This window comes from Kluyvera chengduensis, from assembly GCF_044197065.1.
Lineage (GTDB): Bacteria > Pseudomonadota > Gammaproteobacteria > Enterobacterales > Enterobacteriaceae > Kluyvera > Kluyvera ascorbata_C.
Map to the genome: position 1 here is coordinate 59,107 of NZ_JBIQOI010000012.1, position 16,224 is coordinate 75,330.

At 55.7% G+C, this 16,224-nt stretch carries 16 protein-coding genes; 13 read left to right on the forward strand and 3 right to left on the reverse strand.

Going from position 1 to position 16,224, the window contains the following annotated elements:
• Nucleotides 1–39 precede the first annotated feature (39 nt).
• From rhaD to rhaM, 7 genes are all read left to right on the forward strand, one after another.
• On the forward strand, nucleotides 40–870 hold the full coding sequence (gene rhaD, locus ACH1XZ_RS21215; RefSeq protein ID WP_395597061.1) for a rhamnulose-1-phosphate aldolase: 831 nt from the start codon (nucleotides 40–42) through the stop codon (nucleotides 868–870).
• A 91-nt stretch (nucleotides 871–961) separates the two neighbouring features.
• On the forward strand, nucleotides 962–1,933 hold the full coding sequence (gene rhaS / locus ACH1XZ_RS21220) for a rhamnose ABC transporter substrate-binding protein (protein WP_395597062.1): 972 nt from the start codon (nucleotides 962–964) through the stop codon (nucleotides 1,931–1,933).
• 98 nt (nucleotides 1,934–2,031) lie between these two features.
• Complete coding sequence (locus tag ACH1XZ_RS21225; RefSeq protein ID WP_395597063.1) at nucleotides 2,032–3,537, forward strand: sugar ABC transporter ATP-binding protein; 1,506 nt, start codon at nucleotides 2,032–2,034, stop codon at nucleotides 3,535–3,537.
• Nucleotides 3,538–4,542 (forward strand): ABC transporter permease, encoded by a 1,005-nt coding sequence (locus ACH1XZ_RS21230; protein ID WP_395597064.1) that lies wholly within the window; start codon nucleotides 3,538–3,540, stop codon nucleotides 4,540–4,542. It abuts the gene before it with no gap.
• Nucleotides 4,539–5,543 (forward strand): ABC transporter permease, encoded by a 1,005-nt coding sequence (locus ACH1XZ_RS21235; protein WP_395597065.1) that lies wholly within the window; start codon nucleotides 4,539–4,541, stop codon nucleotides 5,541–5,543. Before ACH1XZ_RS21230 ends, ACH1XZ_RS21235 begins: the two co-directional genes overlap by 4 nt.
• A gap of 70 nt (nucleotides 5,544–5,613) precedes the next feature.
• Complete coding sequence (gene fucO / locus ACH1XZ_RS21240) at nucleotides 5,614–6,762, forward strand: lactaldehyde reductase (protein ID WP_395597066.1); 1,149 nt, start codon at nucleotides 5,614–5,616, stop codon at nucleotides 6,760–6,762.
• A complete protein-coding gene (gene rhaM / locus ACH1XZ_RS21245; RefSeq protein ID WP_395597067.1) occupies nucleotides 6,759–7,073 on the forward strand; it encodes an L-rhamnose mutarotase in 315 nt (104 codons plus the stop codon). Before fucO ends, rhaM begins: the two co-directional genes overlap by 4 nt.
• 143 nt (nucleotides 7,074–7,216) lie before the next feature.
• Here rhaM and ACH1XZ_RS21250 read toward each other — a convergent pair whose 3' ends face one another.
• Together ACH1XZ_RS21250 and ACH1XZ_RS21255 are read right to left on the reverse strand one after the other, a co-directional pair.
• The gene (locus tag ACH1XZ_RS21250) at nucleotides 7,217–8,611 is read right to left on the reverse strand and encodes a carbohydrate porin (protein ID WP_395597068.1); all 1,395 of its coding nucleotides are present in this window, start codon (nucleotides 8,609–8,611) and stop codon (nucleotides 7,217–7,219) included.
• Nucleotides 8,612–8,964: 353 nt separating this feature from the next.
• On the reverse strand, nucleotides 8,965–9,513 hold the full coding sequence (locus ACH1XZ_RS21255) for a helix-turn-helix domain-containing protein (RefSeq protein ID WP_395597069.1): 549 nt from the start codon (nucleotides 9,511–9,513) through the stop codon (nucleotides 8,965–8,967).
• A 114-nt stretch (nucleotides 9,514–9,627) separates the two neighbouring features.
• Between ACH1XZ_RS21255 and ACH1XZ_RS21260 the strand changes: the two genes are divergently transcribed.
• Both ACH1XZ_RS21260 and ACH1XZ_RS21265 read left to right on the forward strand, forming a co-directional pair.
• On the forward strand, nucleotides 9,628–10,278 hold the full coding sequence (locus ACH1XZ_RS21260) for an AzlC family ABC transporter permease (RefSeq protein ID WP_395597095.1): 651 nt from the start codon (nucleotides 9,628–9,630) through the stop codon (nucleotides 10,276–10,278).
• The gene (locus ACH1XZ_RS21265) at nucleotides 10,278–10,601 is read left to right on the forward strand and encodes an AzlD domain-containing protein (protein ID WP_395597070.1); all 324 of its coding nucleotides are present in this window, start codon (nucleotides 10,278–10,280) and stop codon (nucleotides 10,599–10,601) included. The genes ACH1XZ_RS21260 and ACH1XZ_RS21265 overlap by 1 nt, the downstream gene beginning before the upstream one ends.
• A 135-nt stretch (nucleotides 10,602–10,736) precedes the next feature.
• Here the strand turns inward: ACH1XZ_RS21265 and ACH1XZ_RS21270 are convergent, their stop codons facing one another.
• On the reverse strand, nucleotides 10,737–10,949 hold the full coding sequence (locus tag ACH1XZ_RS21270; RefSeq protein WP_395597071.1) for a YdgH/BhsA/McbA family protein: 213 nt from the start codon (nucleotides 10,947–10,949) through the stop codon (nucleotides 10,737–10,739).
• 326 nt (nucleotides 10,950–11,275) lie between these two features.
• Between ACH1XZ_RS21270 and ACH1XZ_RS21275 the strand changes: the two genes are divergently transcribed.
• The 4 genes from ACH1XZ_RS21275 (at nucleotide 11,276) to ACH1XZ_RS21290 (ending at nucleotide 16,221) form a co-directional block, all read left to right on the forward strand.
• Nucleotides 11,276–13,879, forward strand: a complete 2,604-nt coding sequence (locus ACH1XZ_RS21275; protein WP_395597072.1) for a sigma 54-interacting transcriptional regulator — start codon at nucleotides 11,276–11,278, stop codon at nucleotides 13,877–13,879.
• Nucleotides 13,880–14,053: 174 nt separating this feature from the next.
• Nucleotides 14,054–14,536, forward strand: a complete 483-nt coding sequence (locus tag ACH1XZ_RS21280; protein ID WP_395597073.1) for a PTS sugar transporter subunit IIA — start codon at nucleotides 14,054–14,056, stop codon at nucleotides 14,534–14,536.
• The gene (locus ACH1XZ_RS21285; RefSeq protein WP_395597074.1) at nucleotides 14,533–15,711 is read left to right on the forward strand and encodes a glycoside hydrolase family 88 protein; all 1,179 of its coding nucleotides are present in this window, start codon (nucleotides 14,533–14,535) and stop codon (nucleotides 15,709–15,711) included. Before ACH1XZ_RS21280 ends, ACH1XZ_RS21285 begins: the two co-directional genes overlap by 4 nt.
• Before the next feature lie 12 nt (nucleotides 15,712–15,723).
• Complete coding sequence (locus ACH1XZ_RS21290; protein WP_333499954.1) at nucleotides 15,724–16,221, forward strand: PTS system mannose/fructose/N-acetylgalactosamine-transporter subunit IIB; 498 nt, start codon at nucleotides 15,724–15,726, stop codon at nucleotides 16,219–16,221.
• Nucleotides 16,222–16,224: the final 3 nt, after the last annotated feature.

Consider the following 16,224-nt stretch of genomic DNA (forward strand, 5'->3'; position numbering starts at 1 on the left):
AGCGTCATCGGGCATCAAAGTATACAGGACAACAAGACTATGCAGACCATTACCGATTCCTGGTTCGTCCAGGGCATGATTAAAGCCACCTCTGACGCCTGGTTAAAAGGCTGGGACGAACGCAACGGCGGCAACCTGACGCTGCGCCTGGACGACGCGGATATCGCGCCGTTCACCGCCGATTTCCACGCCAAACCGCGCTATATCGCCCTGAGCCAGCCGATGCCAATGCTGGCAAATACGCCGTTTATCGTCACCGGCTCCGGCAAATTCTTCCGTAACGTGCAGCTCGACCCGGCCGCCAACCTCGGCGTAGTGAAAGTCGATAGCGACGGCGCGGGCTACCATATTTTGTGGGGGCTGACTCACGAAGCCGTACCAACCTCCGAACTGCCGGCACATTTCCTGTCACACTGCGAACGTATCAAACTGACCGGCGGTAAAGACCGCGTCATCATGCACTGCCACGCGACCAACCTGATCGCGCTGACCTACGTACTGGAAAACGACTCCGCGCTGATTACCCGCAAACTGTGGGAAGGCAGCACCGAGTGTCTGGTGGTCTTCCCGGACGGCGTCGGCATTCTGCCGTGGATGGTGCCGGGTACCGATGAAATCGGCCAGGCAACCGCCGTCGAAATGCAGCAGCACTCCCTGGTGCTGTGGCCGTTCCACGGCGTCTTCGGCAGCGGCCCTACGCTCGACGAAACCTTTGGTCTGATTGATACCGCCGAAAAATCGGCAGAAGTGCTGGTTAAGGTGTACTCGATGGGCGGCATGAAGCAGACCATCACGCAGCAAGAACTGATTGCCCTCGGCCAGCGCTTTGGCGTGACCCCGATGGCCAGCGCATTAAATCTGTACAAGTAAGAACATCGCATAACCCCTGCGGGCAACGATCCGCAGGGGAAAAATTCTGTTACCTGCAAACCAACTAACTCAAAACCGTGGAGTACAAGCAATGAAAATAAAAGCAAGCTTCATCCTCACCGTTGCCGCCCTGGCGTTGTCCGGTTCCGCTTTAGCTGAAGTGAAAATTGCCCTTGTGGCGAAGTCATTAGGCAATGGCTTCTTCGAAGCCGCGAACGTTGGCGCACAGGAGGCGGCCAAAGAGTTAGGCGATGTAAAAGTCATTTATACCGGCCCCACTACCACCACGGCTGAAGCGCAGATCGAAGTGCTTAACGGGTTGATCGCCCTGGGCGTCGATGCGATCGCCATTTCCGCTAACGATCCCGATGCGGTGGTGCCGGTGCTGAAAAAAGCCATGCAGCGCGGCATTAAGGTCGTGTCATGGGATTCCGGCGTTGCCGCCGGCGGCCGTCAAATTCACCTGAACCCCTCGAATAATCAGCTGATTGGCGAAACCAACGTCAAGCTTGCCGCCGATGCGCTGAAAGCGCTGAACGTAGAGAAAGGCGACGTCGCCATTCTGAGCGCGACCCCAACCTCCACCAACCAGAACATCTGGATTGGCGAGATGAAAAAGGTGCTGCCGAACTATCCGTCCATCAACCTGGTGACCGTGGCCTACGGCGACGACCTGTCGGATAAGAGCTACCGCGAAGCGGTCGGGCTGCTGAAGTCTTACCCGGACCTGAAAGTGATTGTCTCTCCGTCTTCCGTCGGCATTGTCGCCGCGGCGCAGGCGGTGAAGGATCAGGGCAAAATTGGCAAGGTTTACGTCACCGGGCTGGGGCTGCCGTCTGAAATGGCCGGCGCGAGCAAAAGCTTCGCCATCTGGAACCCAATCGATTTGGGCTATGCCGCGACCTACCTTGCCGATGACCTGGTAAAAGGCACGGCAACCAAAACCGAAGCCAGCATGGGCAAACTGGGCAAAGTGAAGCTCGATGCTGACGGCAACGGCGCGATGTCCGAGCCGTTCGTCTACGATGCCAGCAACATTGATAAGTTCTCGAAAATCTTCTGATGCGTTTTGTAGGGCGGGTAAGCGATAGCGCCACCCGCCGTTTTGCCGGATGGCGCTATCGCTTATCCGGCCTACAACCCCAATGATGGAGACTTATCATGGCTACACCTTTGCTGCAGCTTAAGGGGATCACCAAAGTCTTCCCCGGCGTGCGCGCGCTTGAAAACGTGCAGCTCGATCTCTGGCCCGGTAAGGTCACCGCATTAATCGGTGAAAACGGCGCGGGCAAGTCCACGCTGGTCAAAGTGATGACCGGTATTTATCAGCCCGAAGAGGGCGAGATTCTCTATAAAGCGATTCCCATTACCCTGCCCACGCCGGACTCCGCGCACCGGGTGGGGATCACCGCCATTCATCAGGAAACCGTGCTGTTCGATGAGCTATCGGTCACCGAAAATATTTTTGTCGGCCAGTACCTCTACAAGGGCTGGCTGAAAAAGCTCGACTGGCCTGCGATGCACCAGAAAGCGCGGGAAATTCTCACCCGCCTCGACGTGCAGATTGACCCGCGCGCCATCTTAAAAACCCTCAGCATAGCCCAGCGCCACATGGTGGCGATTGCGCGCGCGCTGTCGTTTGAGGCGCAGGTGGTGATCCTCGATGAACCCACCGCCGCCCTTTCTCAGCACGAAATTCTGGAGTTTTATCAAATCGTTGAGCGTTTAAAGCTGGAAGGCAAAGCCATCCTGTTTATCTCGCACAAATTTGATGAAATTTTTGAGCTCGCGGATCACTACACCATCTTGCGTGACGGCGTATACGTAGGCTCCGGCGCAATCAATGAGATAACCGAAGAGCGGATGGTCGCCATGATGGTGGGCCGCGCGATCACGCAAACCTACCCGAAAGTGGCGTGCGAAAAAGGCAGCGTGGTGCTGGAGGTCAAAGATCTTTGCCACCCGACCGAATTTGCCCATATCGATTTCACCCTGCGTAAAGGGGAAATTCTCGGCTTCTACGGCCTGGTCGGTGCCGGGCGTACCGAGCTGATGCAGGCGCTTTCCGGCGTGTCACACCCCTCTTCCGGAGAGATACGCCTGAACGGCAAAGCGGTACATTTTCGCCAGCCTGCCGATGCCATCAATGCCGGGATCGTCTGCGTGCCGGAAGAGCGGCAAAAGCAGGGGGCGATTATCGAACTGCCGATTGCCCAGAACATCAGCCTGCCGCAGCTGAGCAAACTCAACCCGCGCGGCGTGCTCAACGACGCCCGCGAATGGCAGCTTGCCGACGAATATGCCCGCCGCCTGCAGGTGAAAGCCTTTAGCTGGCGGCAGCCGGTGGAGACGCTCTCCGGCGGTAACCAGCAGAAAGTGGTGATCGGCAAATGGCTGGCGACACATCCGGACGTGATCATTCTGGATGAACCCACTAAAGGCATCGATATCGGCTCAAAAGCCGCCGTGCATCAGTTTATGTCCGAGCTGGTTGCCCAGGGGCTGGCGGTGATTATGGTGTCGTCGGAACTGCCGGAAGTAATGGGCATGGCCGACCGCATTATCGTGATGCATGAAGGGCTGATGGTCGCGGAATATCAGGCCGGTGAAGCTACCGCGGAGACCATCGTCAGCGCCGCCAGCGGTGCGGGGAAGGAGGCAGCATAAATGTGGCAATCCTTATTTAAACACCGCGAAGCGCTGCTCGCTGCGGTCATTATTTTGATGATCGGTGCCATCGGCAGCCGCGTGCCGTCGTTCGTTTCGCCGGGCAACCTGGTGGAGATGTTCAACGATACCGCCATCTTAATCATCCTCGCGCTGGGGCAGATGATGGTGCTGCTGACCAAAGGCATCGACCTGTCGATGGCCGCCAACCTGGCGCTCACCGGGATGATCGTCGCGCTGCTTAACTTCCACTATCCTGACGTGCCGGTTTGGGCGCTGCTGCTGCTGGCGACGGTGCTGGGGCTGGTGATGGGGATGATTAACGGCCTGCTGGTGTGGAAGCTCGGTATTCCGGCGATTGTGGTGACGCTTGGTACCATGAGCATCTACCGCGGGATTATCTTCCTGCTCTCCGACGGCGGCTGGATTAACTCGCACCAGATGAGCGCCGATTTCCTCGGCCTGCCGCGCACCTCGCTGCTGGGTCTGCCGGTATTGAGCTGGTGTGCCGTGGCCGCGCTGCTGCTGGTTGGTTATTTCCTGCGCTTTAGCCGTACCGGACGGGCGCTGTACACCGCCGGGGGCAACGCGACCGCCGCTTACTACACCGGGATTAACGCCGGAAAAATGCAGTTCGTCAGCTTCTGCCTCTCCGGCGCGCTGGCCGGATTCTGCGGCTATTTGTGGATTTCGCGCTTTGCCGTGGCCTACGTCGATGTGGCGAACGGCTTCGAACTTCAGGTGGTAGCGGCCTGCGTCATCGGCGGCATCAGCACCATGGGCGGCACCGGACGCGTGGTGGGATGCCTGTGCGGCGCGCTGTTCCTCGGCATCATCAACAACGCCCTGCCGGTGATCGGCATTTCGCCGTTCTGGCAGATGGCGATTTCCGGCGCGGTCATTGTGATTGCCGTCCTGCTGAACGAACGCGGCAATAAACGCAAAGGACGGCTTATCCTGCGCGATGCCGCGCTGGCCCGACAGAAACAGGCGGTGCGCTCATGAGCAAAATAATGATGCCGGACGAGATTAAAACGGAAATCGCTGCGCCGTCGTTCTTCCAGCGGCTGGTGTGCTGGGAAGGCTTTTTACTGGCGGTCACGCTGCTGGTGTTTGTCGGCAACGCGCTGGCTTCGCCCTACTTCCTCAATATCTGGAACCTGTCGGACGCCACTTTCAACTTCACCGAGAAAGCGATCATCGTACTGCCGATGGCGATGCTGATTATCGCCCGGGAAATTGACCTGTCGGTGGCGTCGACCATCGCGCTGAGTTCTACGCTGATGGGCTTTTGCGCCGCCGCGGGAATGGACACACCGCTGCTGGTCTGCGTGGGGCTGGGGGTCGGTCTGCTGTGCGGGCTGTTTAACGGGCTGCTGGTGACGCGCTTTAACCTCTCTTCCATCGTTATCACCATCGGCACGATGAGCCTGTATCGCGGCATTACCTACATTCTGCTCGGCGATCAGGCGCTGAACAAATACCCGGAGAGCTTCGCCTGGTTCGGCCAGGGCTACGTGTGGGGCGCACTGTCGTTTGAGTTTGCGCTGTTTATCGTGCTCGCCGCCGCATTTGCCTTTCTGCTGCACAAAACCAACTTTGGTCGCCGCACTTACGCCATCGGCAATAACCCCACCGGCGCATGGTATTCAGGGATTAACGTCAAGCGCCACAACCTGCTGCTGTTCGCGCTGGTCGGGCTGATGTCTGGCCTGGCGGCGGTGCTGCTGACCTCGCGCCTCGGCAGTACCCGACCAACCATTGCGATGGGCTGGGAGCTGGCGGTGGTGACCATGGCGGTACTCGGCGGCATCAACATTCTTGGCGGCTCCGGCAGCATGGTCGGCGTGATTATCGCCGCCTTTCTGATGGGGCTGGTCACCTTCGGGCTAAGCCTGCTTAACGTCCCCGGCATCGTCATGTCCATCATCATCGGCGCGATGCTGATCGTGGTGATTTCACTGCCGATTATTGTTCGCCGGGTGATGCAACGAAGACGAATTTAAAGATGCCCCTCACCCCACAGGATGAGGGGAAAACAGGATTTCATAAGTTAGGTATTTAAGGAGAAACACCATGAGTTTTATGTTAGCACTGCCAAAAATCAGCCTGCACGGCGCGGGCGCCATTGGCGATATGGTCAACCTGGTTGCCGGTAAGCAATGGGGAAAAGCGCTGATCGTCACCGACGGTCAACTGGTGAAAATGGGTCTGCTGGAGAGCCTGTTCACCGCGCTGGACGAACATAAAATGTCTTATCACCTGTTCGACGAGGTTTTCCCAAACCCAACGGAAGAACTGGTACAACAAGGCTACGCCGCTTATCAGGACAATGAATGTGATTACATTATTGCCTTCGGCGGCGGCAGCCCGATTGATACCGCGAAAGCGATTAAAATTCTGACCGCCAACCCGGGTCCTTCAACCGCGTACTCCGGCGTCGGCAAAGTGCTGAACGCCGGTGTGCACCTGGTGGCGATTAACACCACCGCCGGTACCGCGGCGGAGATGACCAGCAACGCGGTCATTATCGACTCCGCGCGTCAGGTCAAAGAGGTGATTATCGACTCGAACATCATCCCGGATATCGCCGTGGACGATGCCAGCGTGATGCTCGATATTCCGGCATCCGTCACCGCCGCCACCGGTATGGACGCGCTGACCCACGCGGTGGAAGCGTACGTTTCCGTCGGCGCGCACCCGCTGACCGACGCCAACGCGCTGGAAGCTATCCGTTTGATCACCCTGTGGCTGCCGAAAGCCGTCGACGAGGGTCACAACCTGGAAGCGCGCGAGCAGATGGCGTTTGGCCAGTATCTGGCAGGCATGGCGTTTAACAGCGCCGGTCTCGGGTTAGTCCACGCGCTGGCGCATCAGCCGGGCGCCACGCACAACCTGCCGCACGGCGTGTGCAACGCCATCCTGCTGCCTATCATCGAGAACTTTAACCGTCCGAACGCCGTAGCGCGCTTTGCCCGCGTGGCGCAGGCGATGGGTGTGGATACCCGCAACATGAGCGATGAAGCGGCGAGCATGGAGGCAATCAACGCCATCCGTAAACTCAGCGCTCGCGTGGGCATTCCTGAAGGGTTCAGCAAGCTTGGTGTGACCAAAGCCGATATTGAAGGCTGGCTGGATAAAGCGCTGGCCGACCCATGCGCGCCTTGCAACCCACGCACCGCCAGCCGCGAAGAGGTTCGTGAGCTGTACCTGGAGGCATTATGATCCGTAAAGCCTTTGTGATGCAGGTGAACGCCAACGCACACGAAGAGTACCAGCGCCGCCACAACCCAATCTGGCCGGAGCTGGAAGCCGTGCTGAAAGCACACGGCGCGCACCATTACGCCATTTATCTCGATAAAGAACGTCATCTGCTGTTTGCAACCGTGGAGATTGAGTCCGAAGAGCGCTGGAACGCGGTGGCGAACACCGAGGTGTGCCAGCGTTGGTGGAAGTATATGACCGACGTGATGCCGTCCAACCCGGATAACAGCCCGGTTAGCGCTGAGCTTAAAGAGGTGTTTTACCTGGCATAAGCGCCGAATTGCCTGATGGCGCTGCGCTTATCAGGCCTACAAGAGTCATCTCGTAGCCCGGCCGAGCGAAGCGACGCCGGGATTAAGCACCGAGCCCACACAATAACAAGAAAAAGGCCTCTGTTTCCAGAGGCCTTTATTTTTTAGAAGTAGTATTTAAAGCGAACGCGCGCGCCGTAGCGATCGTCAGAACCATCGCCGTGATAACCGTCGCCATCGCTGTTCAGGATCGAGTAATAAGTCCCGAGATAGATATTAAAGTTCTGCATATCCATCACGTTAGCAAACTGGTAGGACGCATGAATGGTGTGGATATCGTAGGTGCCTTCATCGTTGATCCAGCAGTCGTTGTCGCAGACCACACCGGAGTAATCATCAATCTTGTTGTGCGCGTAGATGTAGCCCAACTCGAAGCGTTTCCACAGCACGTTTGCCGCCGCGGTAAAGTCTTGTTCGTTGTTCGCATCCAGATAGGCGGTATTCAGGTTAACCACTACGCCATTATCCGGATCGTTCTTCAGCCCGTTCCACGTCATGGTCATGCCATAACCGGTGCGATCGGACTGGTCGACAAACTCGCCTTTCTTGTTGGTATAGCCGTACGCATTGTTGACGACGTTGCTTTCCATCGCCGCCGACACGGTAAATTCATCCGTTGGTGACCAGGCAATGACCGGACGCAGATAGGCCACGTTCTTCTGCTGCTCCATGCTACGGCCATGATAATCGCCATCGTTGTAAAGCGACGTACCATCTTCCAGCAGGGTGTTTAATTCGAAATACCAGTCGTCTATTTGCTTACTCATCAGGAAGTTGCCGCCAGAGTCAGAACGACCGCGACCTTCTTTCATCATATAGATATAGCCGCTGCCGTCATCATAGAGATCGTTGGCAGTATTACCGGAATGCTCAACAAACGTATCCTGATTTAATGGGAACATATCGTAGGCTTCAAAACGGCCTACTTTAATTTTCCAGTCATCCTCTTTACCAAAGAAGAACGCCGCATCATCAATATTTACCGTCCCAGAGAGATCGCCCAGCGGCTGCGCGGAGAACCCGGCAAAATAGCCGTTATTCAGCTTACGCATACCATCAAAACCGAGCAATATACGTCCGTTAACGTCCCATTTTTCATTGCTTGGGTCGCCGTCGTAGTTGGGATTGGTCATGGCGAGTAAGCCATGCTTACTTTCCCCATCCATATTAAATTCGACGTCACCGTAAATTTTCAGGTCACCATAACCGGACAGAATGAGATTAGCTTTATTGGCGTTGATGTGAGTCTCTTCGGCGGAAGCCTCACTGTTCACCGGCGTATTCCCCTGTGCGGCCTTAATCTCTTTAATTTCAGCTGCCTGCTGAACTCTCAGCGTTTCTACCTGCTGCTCCGCTTTCGCTGCACGGCCTTCTGCTGCTTCCAGACGTGATTCTAACTGCGCCAGCCTTTGCTCTAACGTCATATTCGTTGTTTTCGCAATGCCGGTATTGGCCACCAGCAATAATCCAATCGCCAGAGAGAGTGTCGATTTCTTCATTATTTGCTTTCCTTGAAATAAAGAATAACGCCAAATTCACTATTTGAATTTTGGTATTTTTATAACAGCCATGAATGTATTTTTTAATATTCATTTGCCGGTAGAAATCGCCAGTTACGCACAGACACAATCCATAACAAGCACAGAGACACTAGCTAATATATTTTAGCCGGTAAACAGGCACGATCTTAATATCGTGAGCGAGATAACATGTCGAATGAGAAAAACATTGTCTCACTCGCTTTCAATAGAATATTTATATATTCCTAAATCAGGCATGAAAATATAATATTAAAAATAACTATGGATATAAAAATACGCACGGTTATTTGTATAACTGTGCGTATCGACGATCAATTCTGCTCGGCGACCAGAATCGCCAGCGTATCAGGTTCCAGCGCTTTAAAAAGATGCGGCTCATCGGCGGGATAGCAGATGTAATCACCCGCATTCAGTTCTTCCGGCGCAGCAGTCAGGCCAACCAGTGCTCGCCCCTGCGTAATAATAATGTGCTCGATAGAGCCCGGCGGGTGCGGATGTGAAATACGGTCTGCACCGGGCTGTGTAGTCAGCAAATAGATATCACGACGCGCGCCCGGTGGACAGGTTGCGAGCAGCGTGGCCTGATAGTTGGCCTGCTCGGCAATCACCTTCGTCCCCTCGCCCCGGCGGATCACCTGGGTTTTATTGGGCTGCGGCTCAAGCAAACGCGCAAAAGGAATATCCAGCGCGACACAAAGTGCCCATAGGGTTTCCAGGCTAGGGTTACCGTTCCCGGCCTCCAGCTGCGAAAGCGTTGATTTGGCAATACCGGCGCGACGGGCAATTTCGGCCAGAGATAATCCGGTCCTTGCGCGCTCACGCACCAGGCTTTGCGCGATCACGCTGATTGGCTGTGTCATACACAACTCCATCGTTTTATTTATCGAACGAAACGTTCATCTTGAACTACCACACTGATTCGTTCATTATAATGGATATATCGTTCGATATGGTAAATTTCGATGTCATTAAAAATGTTCTCCTGCCTGAAAGGCAGCACGATTAAGGCCGTTTTTCTTGTGTGTCTCGCTGTCGGCGTGGTCGGCGTCTCTTATGGTTCGCTGGCAATGGCGTACGGCTTCCCACTGTGGGTGCCGCTGCTACTCTCGGTTTCCGTCCTCGCGGGGGCGTCAGAATTTATGTTTATCGGGATTGTTGCCAGCGGTGGCAACCCGCTAGCGGCTGCGGCGGCGGGCTTGTTAGTCAACGCTCGTCATATTCCTTTCGGCGTAACGGTGCGCGACCTGGTGGGCAAACGCGCCGCCAGCTTTATTGGCTGCCATATCATGAACGACGAAAGCGTGGTCTTTGGCTTATCGCAACCCACGCCCGAACAGCGCAAGGCCGCATTCTGGCTCTGCGGTATTGGCGTCGCACTCTTCTGGCCGCTCGGGGCACTGTTTGGCGCAGCGGTAGGACGATTATTGCCCGCACCAGAAACCATCGGGCTGGATGCCGTATTCCCGGCCATCCTGCTGGCGCTGGTGATCCCGGCCTTTAAAAATCGCACCACGCTAATTCGCGCCTGCAGCGGCGCAGCGCTGTCGCTCGCCGCTGTACCCTTCGCTCCGGTCGGGCTGCCGGTTCTGCTTTCACTGTTTGGCCTGCTGGCGAGGAAAAAATAATGGGTAACATGACGCTGTTTATCACCGGAATCGCCATTCTTTCCGTAGGGACCTATCTAATGCGTCTTGGCGGCGCGAAGCTGGGGAATCGTCTGGCCTTTTCCGAGCGCTCGCAGGCGCTGCTTTCCGATGCCGCCACGGTGCTGCTCTTTTCCGTTGCGCTGGCGACGACCTTTTATGAGGGTGAGCATTTCGCCGGCGCGGCGCGTCTGCTGGGGGTAGGTTTTGCGGTATTTCTGGCCTGGCGCAAAGCGCCGCTTATCGTGGTGATTATTGCCGCCGCGGTCGCGACCGCGCTGCTGCGTCTGGCAGGTATCAACTAAAGTCGTCCGGATAGGCAAAGCGCCATCCGGCAGAATTCGCGCAGATTGCCAGATGCCAGCGTAGTCGCCTTATCCAGCCTACCGCTAAAACGAAAAAAGCGCCCCGAGGGCGCTCTTTCGACAGTAGCTGATAGCTTATTTGGTCAGTTCAGCGGTCATATGCACGCGGTTACCGGAATAAGCCTGGGTAATTTTGTAAGAGCTTGCACCCGCTTGTTCAGCCTGGGCGGCAATTTTCGCTTCTGCGCCGTCAATAGTAGAGGCGGTTGCGGTCACGGTCTGAGCGGCGAAAGTACCGAAAGAAGCGGCGAGAGCGATAACTGCGACAAAAGTTTTGATGCTTTTCATGATATATACCCTTTAACTTAGTTGTTTGTATAAGGCATGTTGCCTTGATGTGATAAATAATAGGCCACATACCCATCAACTAAAAGCAGAGTAATTTGCTCAACTAATTCAATTTTTTTGACATTTCATTTTCAACTCATTATTTCCCCGTCCACCTATAGATTTCTGTAAGAAAATCATCGGTCGATCGCGATCACATTCCAGGTAAAACAGGGTTTCACTTTGCTATATAAGCGAGGAGAGTATCGAGTGTCTAATAAAAACATTAGTGTCTAGTGTCCAATTATTTTCGACGCTATTTTCTACTCTATGCAGGACATTGAAAAATGGCGCTGTCAGCAAAAGAAAAATTATTCCACAAAATACTCACGCACTATGCGGAAAGCCCTTCAGGATTCACGGCCCAGGACTGCGCCGACTTTATGCAGGTTAACCGTAGCGTCATTAGCCATTATCTGAACAGGCTATGCGACGACGGTCGTTTGAGTAAGGAAAACACGCGCCCGGTTCGCTTTCATGTGCAGCACAACGAGGGCCAAAGGGTACTGCCGTCCAGGTTAGTGTCGAAACTGGCCGATGCCTTTATGAATTTGACCGGTGCCGAAGGTAGCCTGGCAGAAGCCGTCGCGCTATGCCGCTCGGCGGTAGACTACCCTGGTGAAGGGTTGCCAATCCTGCTTTCTGGCGAAAGTGGCGTGGGGAAGAGCCATCTCGCTTCGCTCATTTACCAATACGCCCTGGATCGCGGGGTTATCGCCGCGAATAAACCTTTTGTAGAGCTGAACTGCGCCGACTACGCCAACAATCCCGAACTGCTGTCCGCCACCCTGTTTGGTTATACGCGCGGTGCCTTCACCGGGGCCGACCGCGACAAGCGTGGTGCATTTGATGATGCTGACGGCGGTTTTCTATTCCTGGATGAAGTGCACCGACTGTCCGCAGAGAACCAGGAAAAATTGTTCCTGTTTATGGATAAAGGCTATTTCTACCGCCTGGGCGATAACCGCACGCGCCACCCTGCTTCACTACGATTTATCTTCGCCACCACCGAAAATATCGAAACGGTGCTGCTCAATACCTTCCGCCGCCGTATTCCGGTGCGCGTGACGCTGCCCAATTTTATCTCCCGCCCACTGACCGAGCGGGTGGCGCAGGTGAATCTGTTCCTGCATCAGGAAGCGATGAGCCTACGGCGAGATATCCACCTGGATACTCAGCTCATGCACCAGCTCGTTACTTCACCCGTGCGGGGGAATATCGGCGAGCTGAAAAACCAGATCAAAGTCATGTGCGCCAGCGCCTGGAGCGATAACCGCGACGCCGACGCCATCACGCTCCACGGCGCGCACCCTGGCGGGGAGACGCTGGTGATTTCGGCCAGCAAGCCGGGAGACAACCTGAATGCCCACGCCCTGCTGCCTAAAGCCATGCATGACGAAGTCATTTTTCGCGAGTTTTGCCACAGCGGCAACGTGATGCTGCTCAATCGCAAAATCGAACATCTGCTCACGACGGTGAACGGCATCGTCTCGCAGGAGGCGCTCTACAGCGGCTACATCTGGCAAAACACCATGCACGCCGTGAATGAGCTGGAGAACCTGACCGGCGTGGCCTGCGGGCAGGAGATCCGCAAAGCAGTCTGGCTGTGCCTGACCTACGCCTTGCATGCCCCTCAGCACGCTGAGCAAATTGATGAGCTCCAGGCCATCGCTGACTATGTTTCCGGGAAGGCGCGCCTGCTGGCCGAAGAGTGTATGGCTTTGCTGGCGAGGCATGTGAACCACGCGCCTTTGCCGCTGCTGCTGCCTCTGCTGAGCTGCGCTTTCCATTCGTTGGCAGGTGAAGATTCACCAATTCAGGGGATTATCGTCTCCCACGGACGTTCGACCGCCTCCAGTATCGCCGGTATCGCGAACCAGCTTACCGGCGGTTACTACTTCAAAGCCTTCGATATGCCGAACGCCACTTCCACCCGCGAAATTATCGATTTGCTGATTGCGCATCTATCGCGCCTTAAGCAGGGGGCCGGGCTAATCATCCTGGTCGACATGGGCTCGCTCAAGGAGATCTACGAAGAGATTAAGCTGCATCTGCACGGCGAGCTGCTGGTCATTAACAACGTCAGTACCGCCATGGCGCTGGATATTGCGGGAAAAATCCAGGATAAGCTGCCGATGGAGGCAATTATCGAAAGCGCTAAGGGCGCTTATGAGGTGGAAACGCGCTACTACGCGGGGATGTTGCCTGGTAATAAGATCATCATTTCCTGCATCTCCGGTGAAGGCATTTCCCGCAAGCTGAAAGACATCGTCCAGCGCTACCTGCCGCAGGAAGAGATCGACATCCTCACCATGGAATATGACGACCTGAAGTGGAAAATCGCCCGCGCAGACCCGGCGCTCAACGGCACGCGGCTTATCATCACGACCACCGATCTGGAAGCGGGTTATATCCCTCTCATCAGCGTCGAACAGCTGATCAAAGAAAAAGCCCAGGTGCTTAAACGAGACTACTTCAACGGCTTGCTGATGGAAGGCGGGTTAGAACCCATGGTCGAAGAGGTGGTGAAGCTGTTTACCGTCGAGGGCGTCGCCAGCCGCCTGAACTTCCTCAACCCGGTAGTGATTATCGATGAAGTAGAAGCCGTGATTAAACAGTATGAGGCGTTCTACAAAATTCATTTTGAAAGCTACCTGCGCATTAACCTGTTTATGCACATCGCGCTGATGATTGAACGGGTGATGGTCAACAACGGTGTGCGCCATCGTGAAGAGGCGGAACTGACGCTTGAGCAGCAGGCCTTTGTCGCCGTGCACGACACCTTCTTCCAGGCGCTCAACCGTAAGTACAACATCACCCTGCCGCTCACCGAAGTCCTGATGATTTATGAAATCATGGAACCGTGGATTGCGCCCGACTCGCTCAACTAAACGTTCTGCCAGCGCAGGCTGGCAGACGCTTCGACACTCCCATTATTGCCGCTATCAACACCACCAACACCGCTGGACACTAATTTTTTTATCTATTAAATCATATAGATAAAAATATGGCACGGCGGTTGCAACATCTTCAACAGATACCGAAAAAAAATGAAGGAATTCGACATGCGAGAGATGTACATCGCAACCCACGGTCGCTATGCGGAAGGGATTATTTCAGCGCTGAACCTGCTGGTTGGTGACGATCACGGCGTCACGCCCATCTGCGCCTACTGCGGCGAGATTGGCTCCACGGCCGAACTGGCGGTGCGCTTTGAGGCCCTCGCCCAACAGACCCTCGGCCAGCAAAAAGAGCTGGTGCTGTTTACCGATATGCCCGGCGGCAGCGTCAACAACACCGCCGTACAGCTGCTGGTGAAATATCCGCATGTTCAGGTTATTAGCGGCGCCAATCTGATTATGCTGATGGAGTTTTGCCTCTCCGAGCATGCGGATACCCCATCACGTCTTGAAGACGCCATTGCCGCCGCCAACGGCGCGATGCAGTACATGAACGTGCAGCCGGAAATTCTCGCCGCTCGCCAGGCCACCCAGCCCGCTGCTGATGATGATATCGACGACTTTTTTGCCACGGAGACACAGCCATGAACGTTGCGCTGGAAACCCTCGATCGCCGCTACCTTACGCCGCAGCCGGGCTTAGATTCGCGCTGGCTGAACGGAGCGCTTCACGAGGTGCTCGCCAAAGTTGATGCCATGCTGCCGCGCTTTACCGCTACCTTTCCGGCGGCCAGCGCAACGGATGGCCGCTACCCGGCGGTAGAAAAGGTCGATTGGACCGAAGGATTCTGGACCGGGATGCTGTGGCTGGCCTGGGAAGTGACCGGCGATGACAAATACCGCACGGCGGCGGAAGGGCTGCTCGACAGTTTTGAAGAGCGTCTTGATAAGCAGATTAAAGTCGACACTCACGACCTGGGCTTTCTCTATCTGCTCTCCTGCGTCAACGCCTGGAAGCTCACCGGCAACCTTCGCGCCCGCGGTCTGGCGCTACGCGCCGCAGAGCTGCTGTATCGCCGCTTTAACGAAACGGCGGGCGTGATCCAGGCCTGGGGCGATCTCAACGACCCGGCGCGCCAGGGACGCATGATCATCGACTGCAACCTCAACGTGCCGCTGCTGTTCTGGGCCGCCAATGAGACGGGCAACGTCGCGTGGTGGGAAGCCGCGACGCGTCACCTGGCGCAGGCCGCGCGTTATCTGGTGCGAGAAGATGCTTCCAGCTTCCACACTTTCTATATGGATGTGCACAGCGGCCAACCGCTGCGCGGCGATACTCATCAGGGCTTTAGCGACAGCTCGTGCTGGGCGCGCGGTCAGGCGTGGGGGATTTACGGCTTTGCGCTGGGCTTCCGCCATACCGGCGATACTGCACAGCCGGAGCTAGCGCGTAAACTGGCGCACTATTACCTCAACCGTCTGCCGGAAGATTTCGTCTGCTATTGGGATCTGATTTTCACGCCGCAGGATAACGCGCCGCGAGATACCTCCGCTGCCGCCGTTGCCGCCTGCGGCCTGGCGGAGCTGCTTACTCTGCTGCCGTTAACCGACCCGCTACGCCCCGCTTACGGTAACGCCATCGAACTGATGATGCGCAATTTGCGCGAGCGCTATTTTGCCCACACGCAGGACGGCCTGCTGCGTGAAGGTGTTTATAACTTTGGCCGCAACATGGGCATTAACGAACCTAACCTCTGGGGCGATTATTTCTATTTCGAAGCCCTGGTTCGCCTTTCCCGCGTCTGGACCCCCTACTTTTGCTAACTGGAGCTACACATGATTTCTTTAGTACGAATTGACGATCGCCTGATTCACGGCCAGGTTGCCGTGGTCTGGACCAAACATCTCGGTGTTAACCGTATTCTGGTCGCCAACGATCAGATCGTGAATAACGAAGTGCAGAAGATGTCGCTGCGCATGGCGGCTCCTGATACCGCGAAGTGCGCGATCATGGCAGTCAAAGACGCGGGCGATATTCTCAACGACCCGCGCTCCGAGGCGATGAAAATTATGGTGATCGTCAACAATGCCGCCGATGCGCGTCGCCTCGTTGAACAGGCTGACGGCATCAAAACCCTGAACGTCGCCAACTTTGGGCGTATCACCGACAATCTAGCAGCGAAAAAACGCATTAGCGACACCGTGTACGTGACACCGGAAGACGTGGCTGATTTTCATGCCATCGCCGCGCGCGGCGTGAAGGTGGAATACCAGGTACTGCCCTCTCATCCGGTGAAAAACCTGATTGAGATGCTGGATAACGCTGCTAGCTAAGCG

Bases quoted from the DNA above. Each gene is read 5' to 3' on its own strand.
- rhaM (WP_395597067.1), top strand. From the start codon at position 6,759: ATGATCCGTAAAGCCTTTGTGATGCAGGTGAACGCCAACGCACACGAA.
- ACH1XZ_RS21250 (WP_395597068.1), bottom strand. From the start codon at position 8,611: ATGAAGAAATCGACACTCTCTCTGGCGATTGGATTATTGCTGGTGGCC.
- ACH1XZ_RS21265 (WP_395597070.1), top strand. From the start codon at position 10,278: ATGGGTAACATGACGCTGTTTATCACCGGAATCGCCATTCTTTCCGTA.
- ACH1XZ_RS21225 (WP_395597063.1), top strand. From the start codon at position 2,032: ATGGCTACACCTTTGCTGCAGCTTAAGGGGATCACCAAAGTCTTCCCC.
- ACH1XZ_RS21260 (WP_395597095.1), top strand. From the start codon at position 9,628: ATGTTCTCCTGCCTGAAAGGCAGCACGATTAAGGCCGTTTTTCTTGTG.
- rhaD (WP_395597061.1), top strand. From the start codon at position 40: ATGCAGACCATTACCGATTCCTGGTTCGTCCAGGGCATGATTAAAGCC.
- ACH1XZ_RS21275 (WP_395597072.1), top strand. From the start codon at position 11,276: ATGGCGCTGTCAGCAAAAGAAAAATTATTCCACAAAATACTCACGCAC.
- ACH1XZ_RS21270 (WP_395597071.1), bottom strand. From the start codon at position 10,949: ATGAAAAGCATCAAAACTTTTGTCGCAGTTATCGCTCTCGCCGCTTCT.
- ACH1XZ_RS21230 (WP_395597064.1), top strand. From the start codon at position 3,538: ATGTGGCAATCCTTATTTAAACACCGCGAAGCGCTGCTCGCTGCGGTC.
- ACH1XZ_RS21285 (WP_395597074.1), top strand. From the start codon at position 14,533: ATGAACGTTGCGCTGGAAACCCTCGATCGCCGCTACCTTACGCCGCAG.
- fucO (WP_395597066.1), top strand. From the start codon at position 5,614: ATGAGTTTTATGTTAGCACTGCCAAAAATCAGCCTGCACGGCGCGGGC.
- ACH1XZ_RS21255 (WP_395597069.1), bottom strand. From the start codon at position 9,513: ATGACACAGCCAATCAGCGTGATCGCGCAAAGCCTGGTGCGTGAGCGC.
- ACH1XZ_RS21290 (WP_333499954.1), top strand. From the start codon at position 15,724: ATGATTTCTTTAGTACGAATTGACGATCGCCTGATTCACGGCCAGGTT.
- ACH1XZ_RS21235 (WP_395597065.1), top strand. From the start codon at position 4,539: ATGAGCAAAATAATGATGCCGGACGAGATTAAAACGGAAATCGCTGCG.
- ACH1XZ_RS21280 (WP_395597073.1), top strand. From the start codon at position 14,054: ATGCGAGAGATGTACATCGCAACCCACGGTCGCTATGCGGAAGGGATT.
- rhaS (WP_395597062.1), top strand. From the start codon at position 962: ATGAAAATAAAAGCAAGCTTCATCCTCACCGTTGCCGCCCTGGCGTTG.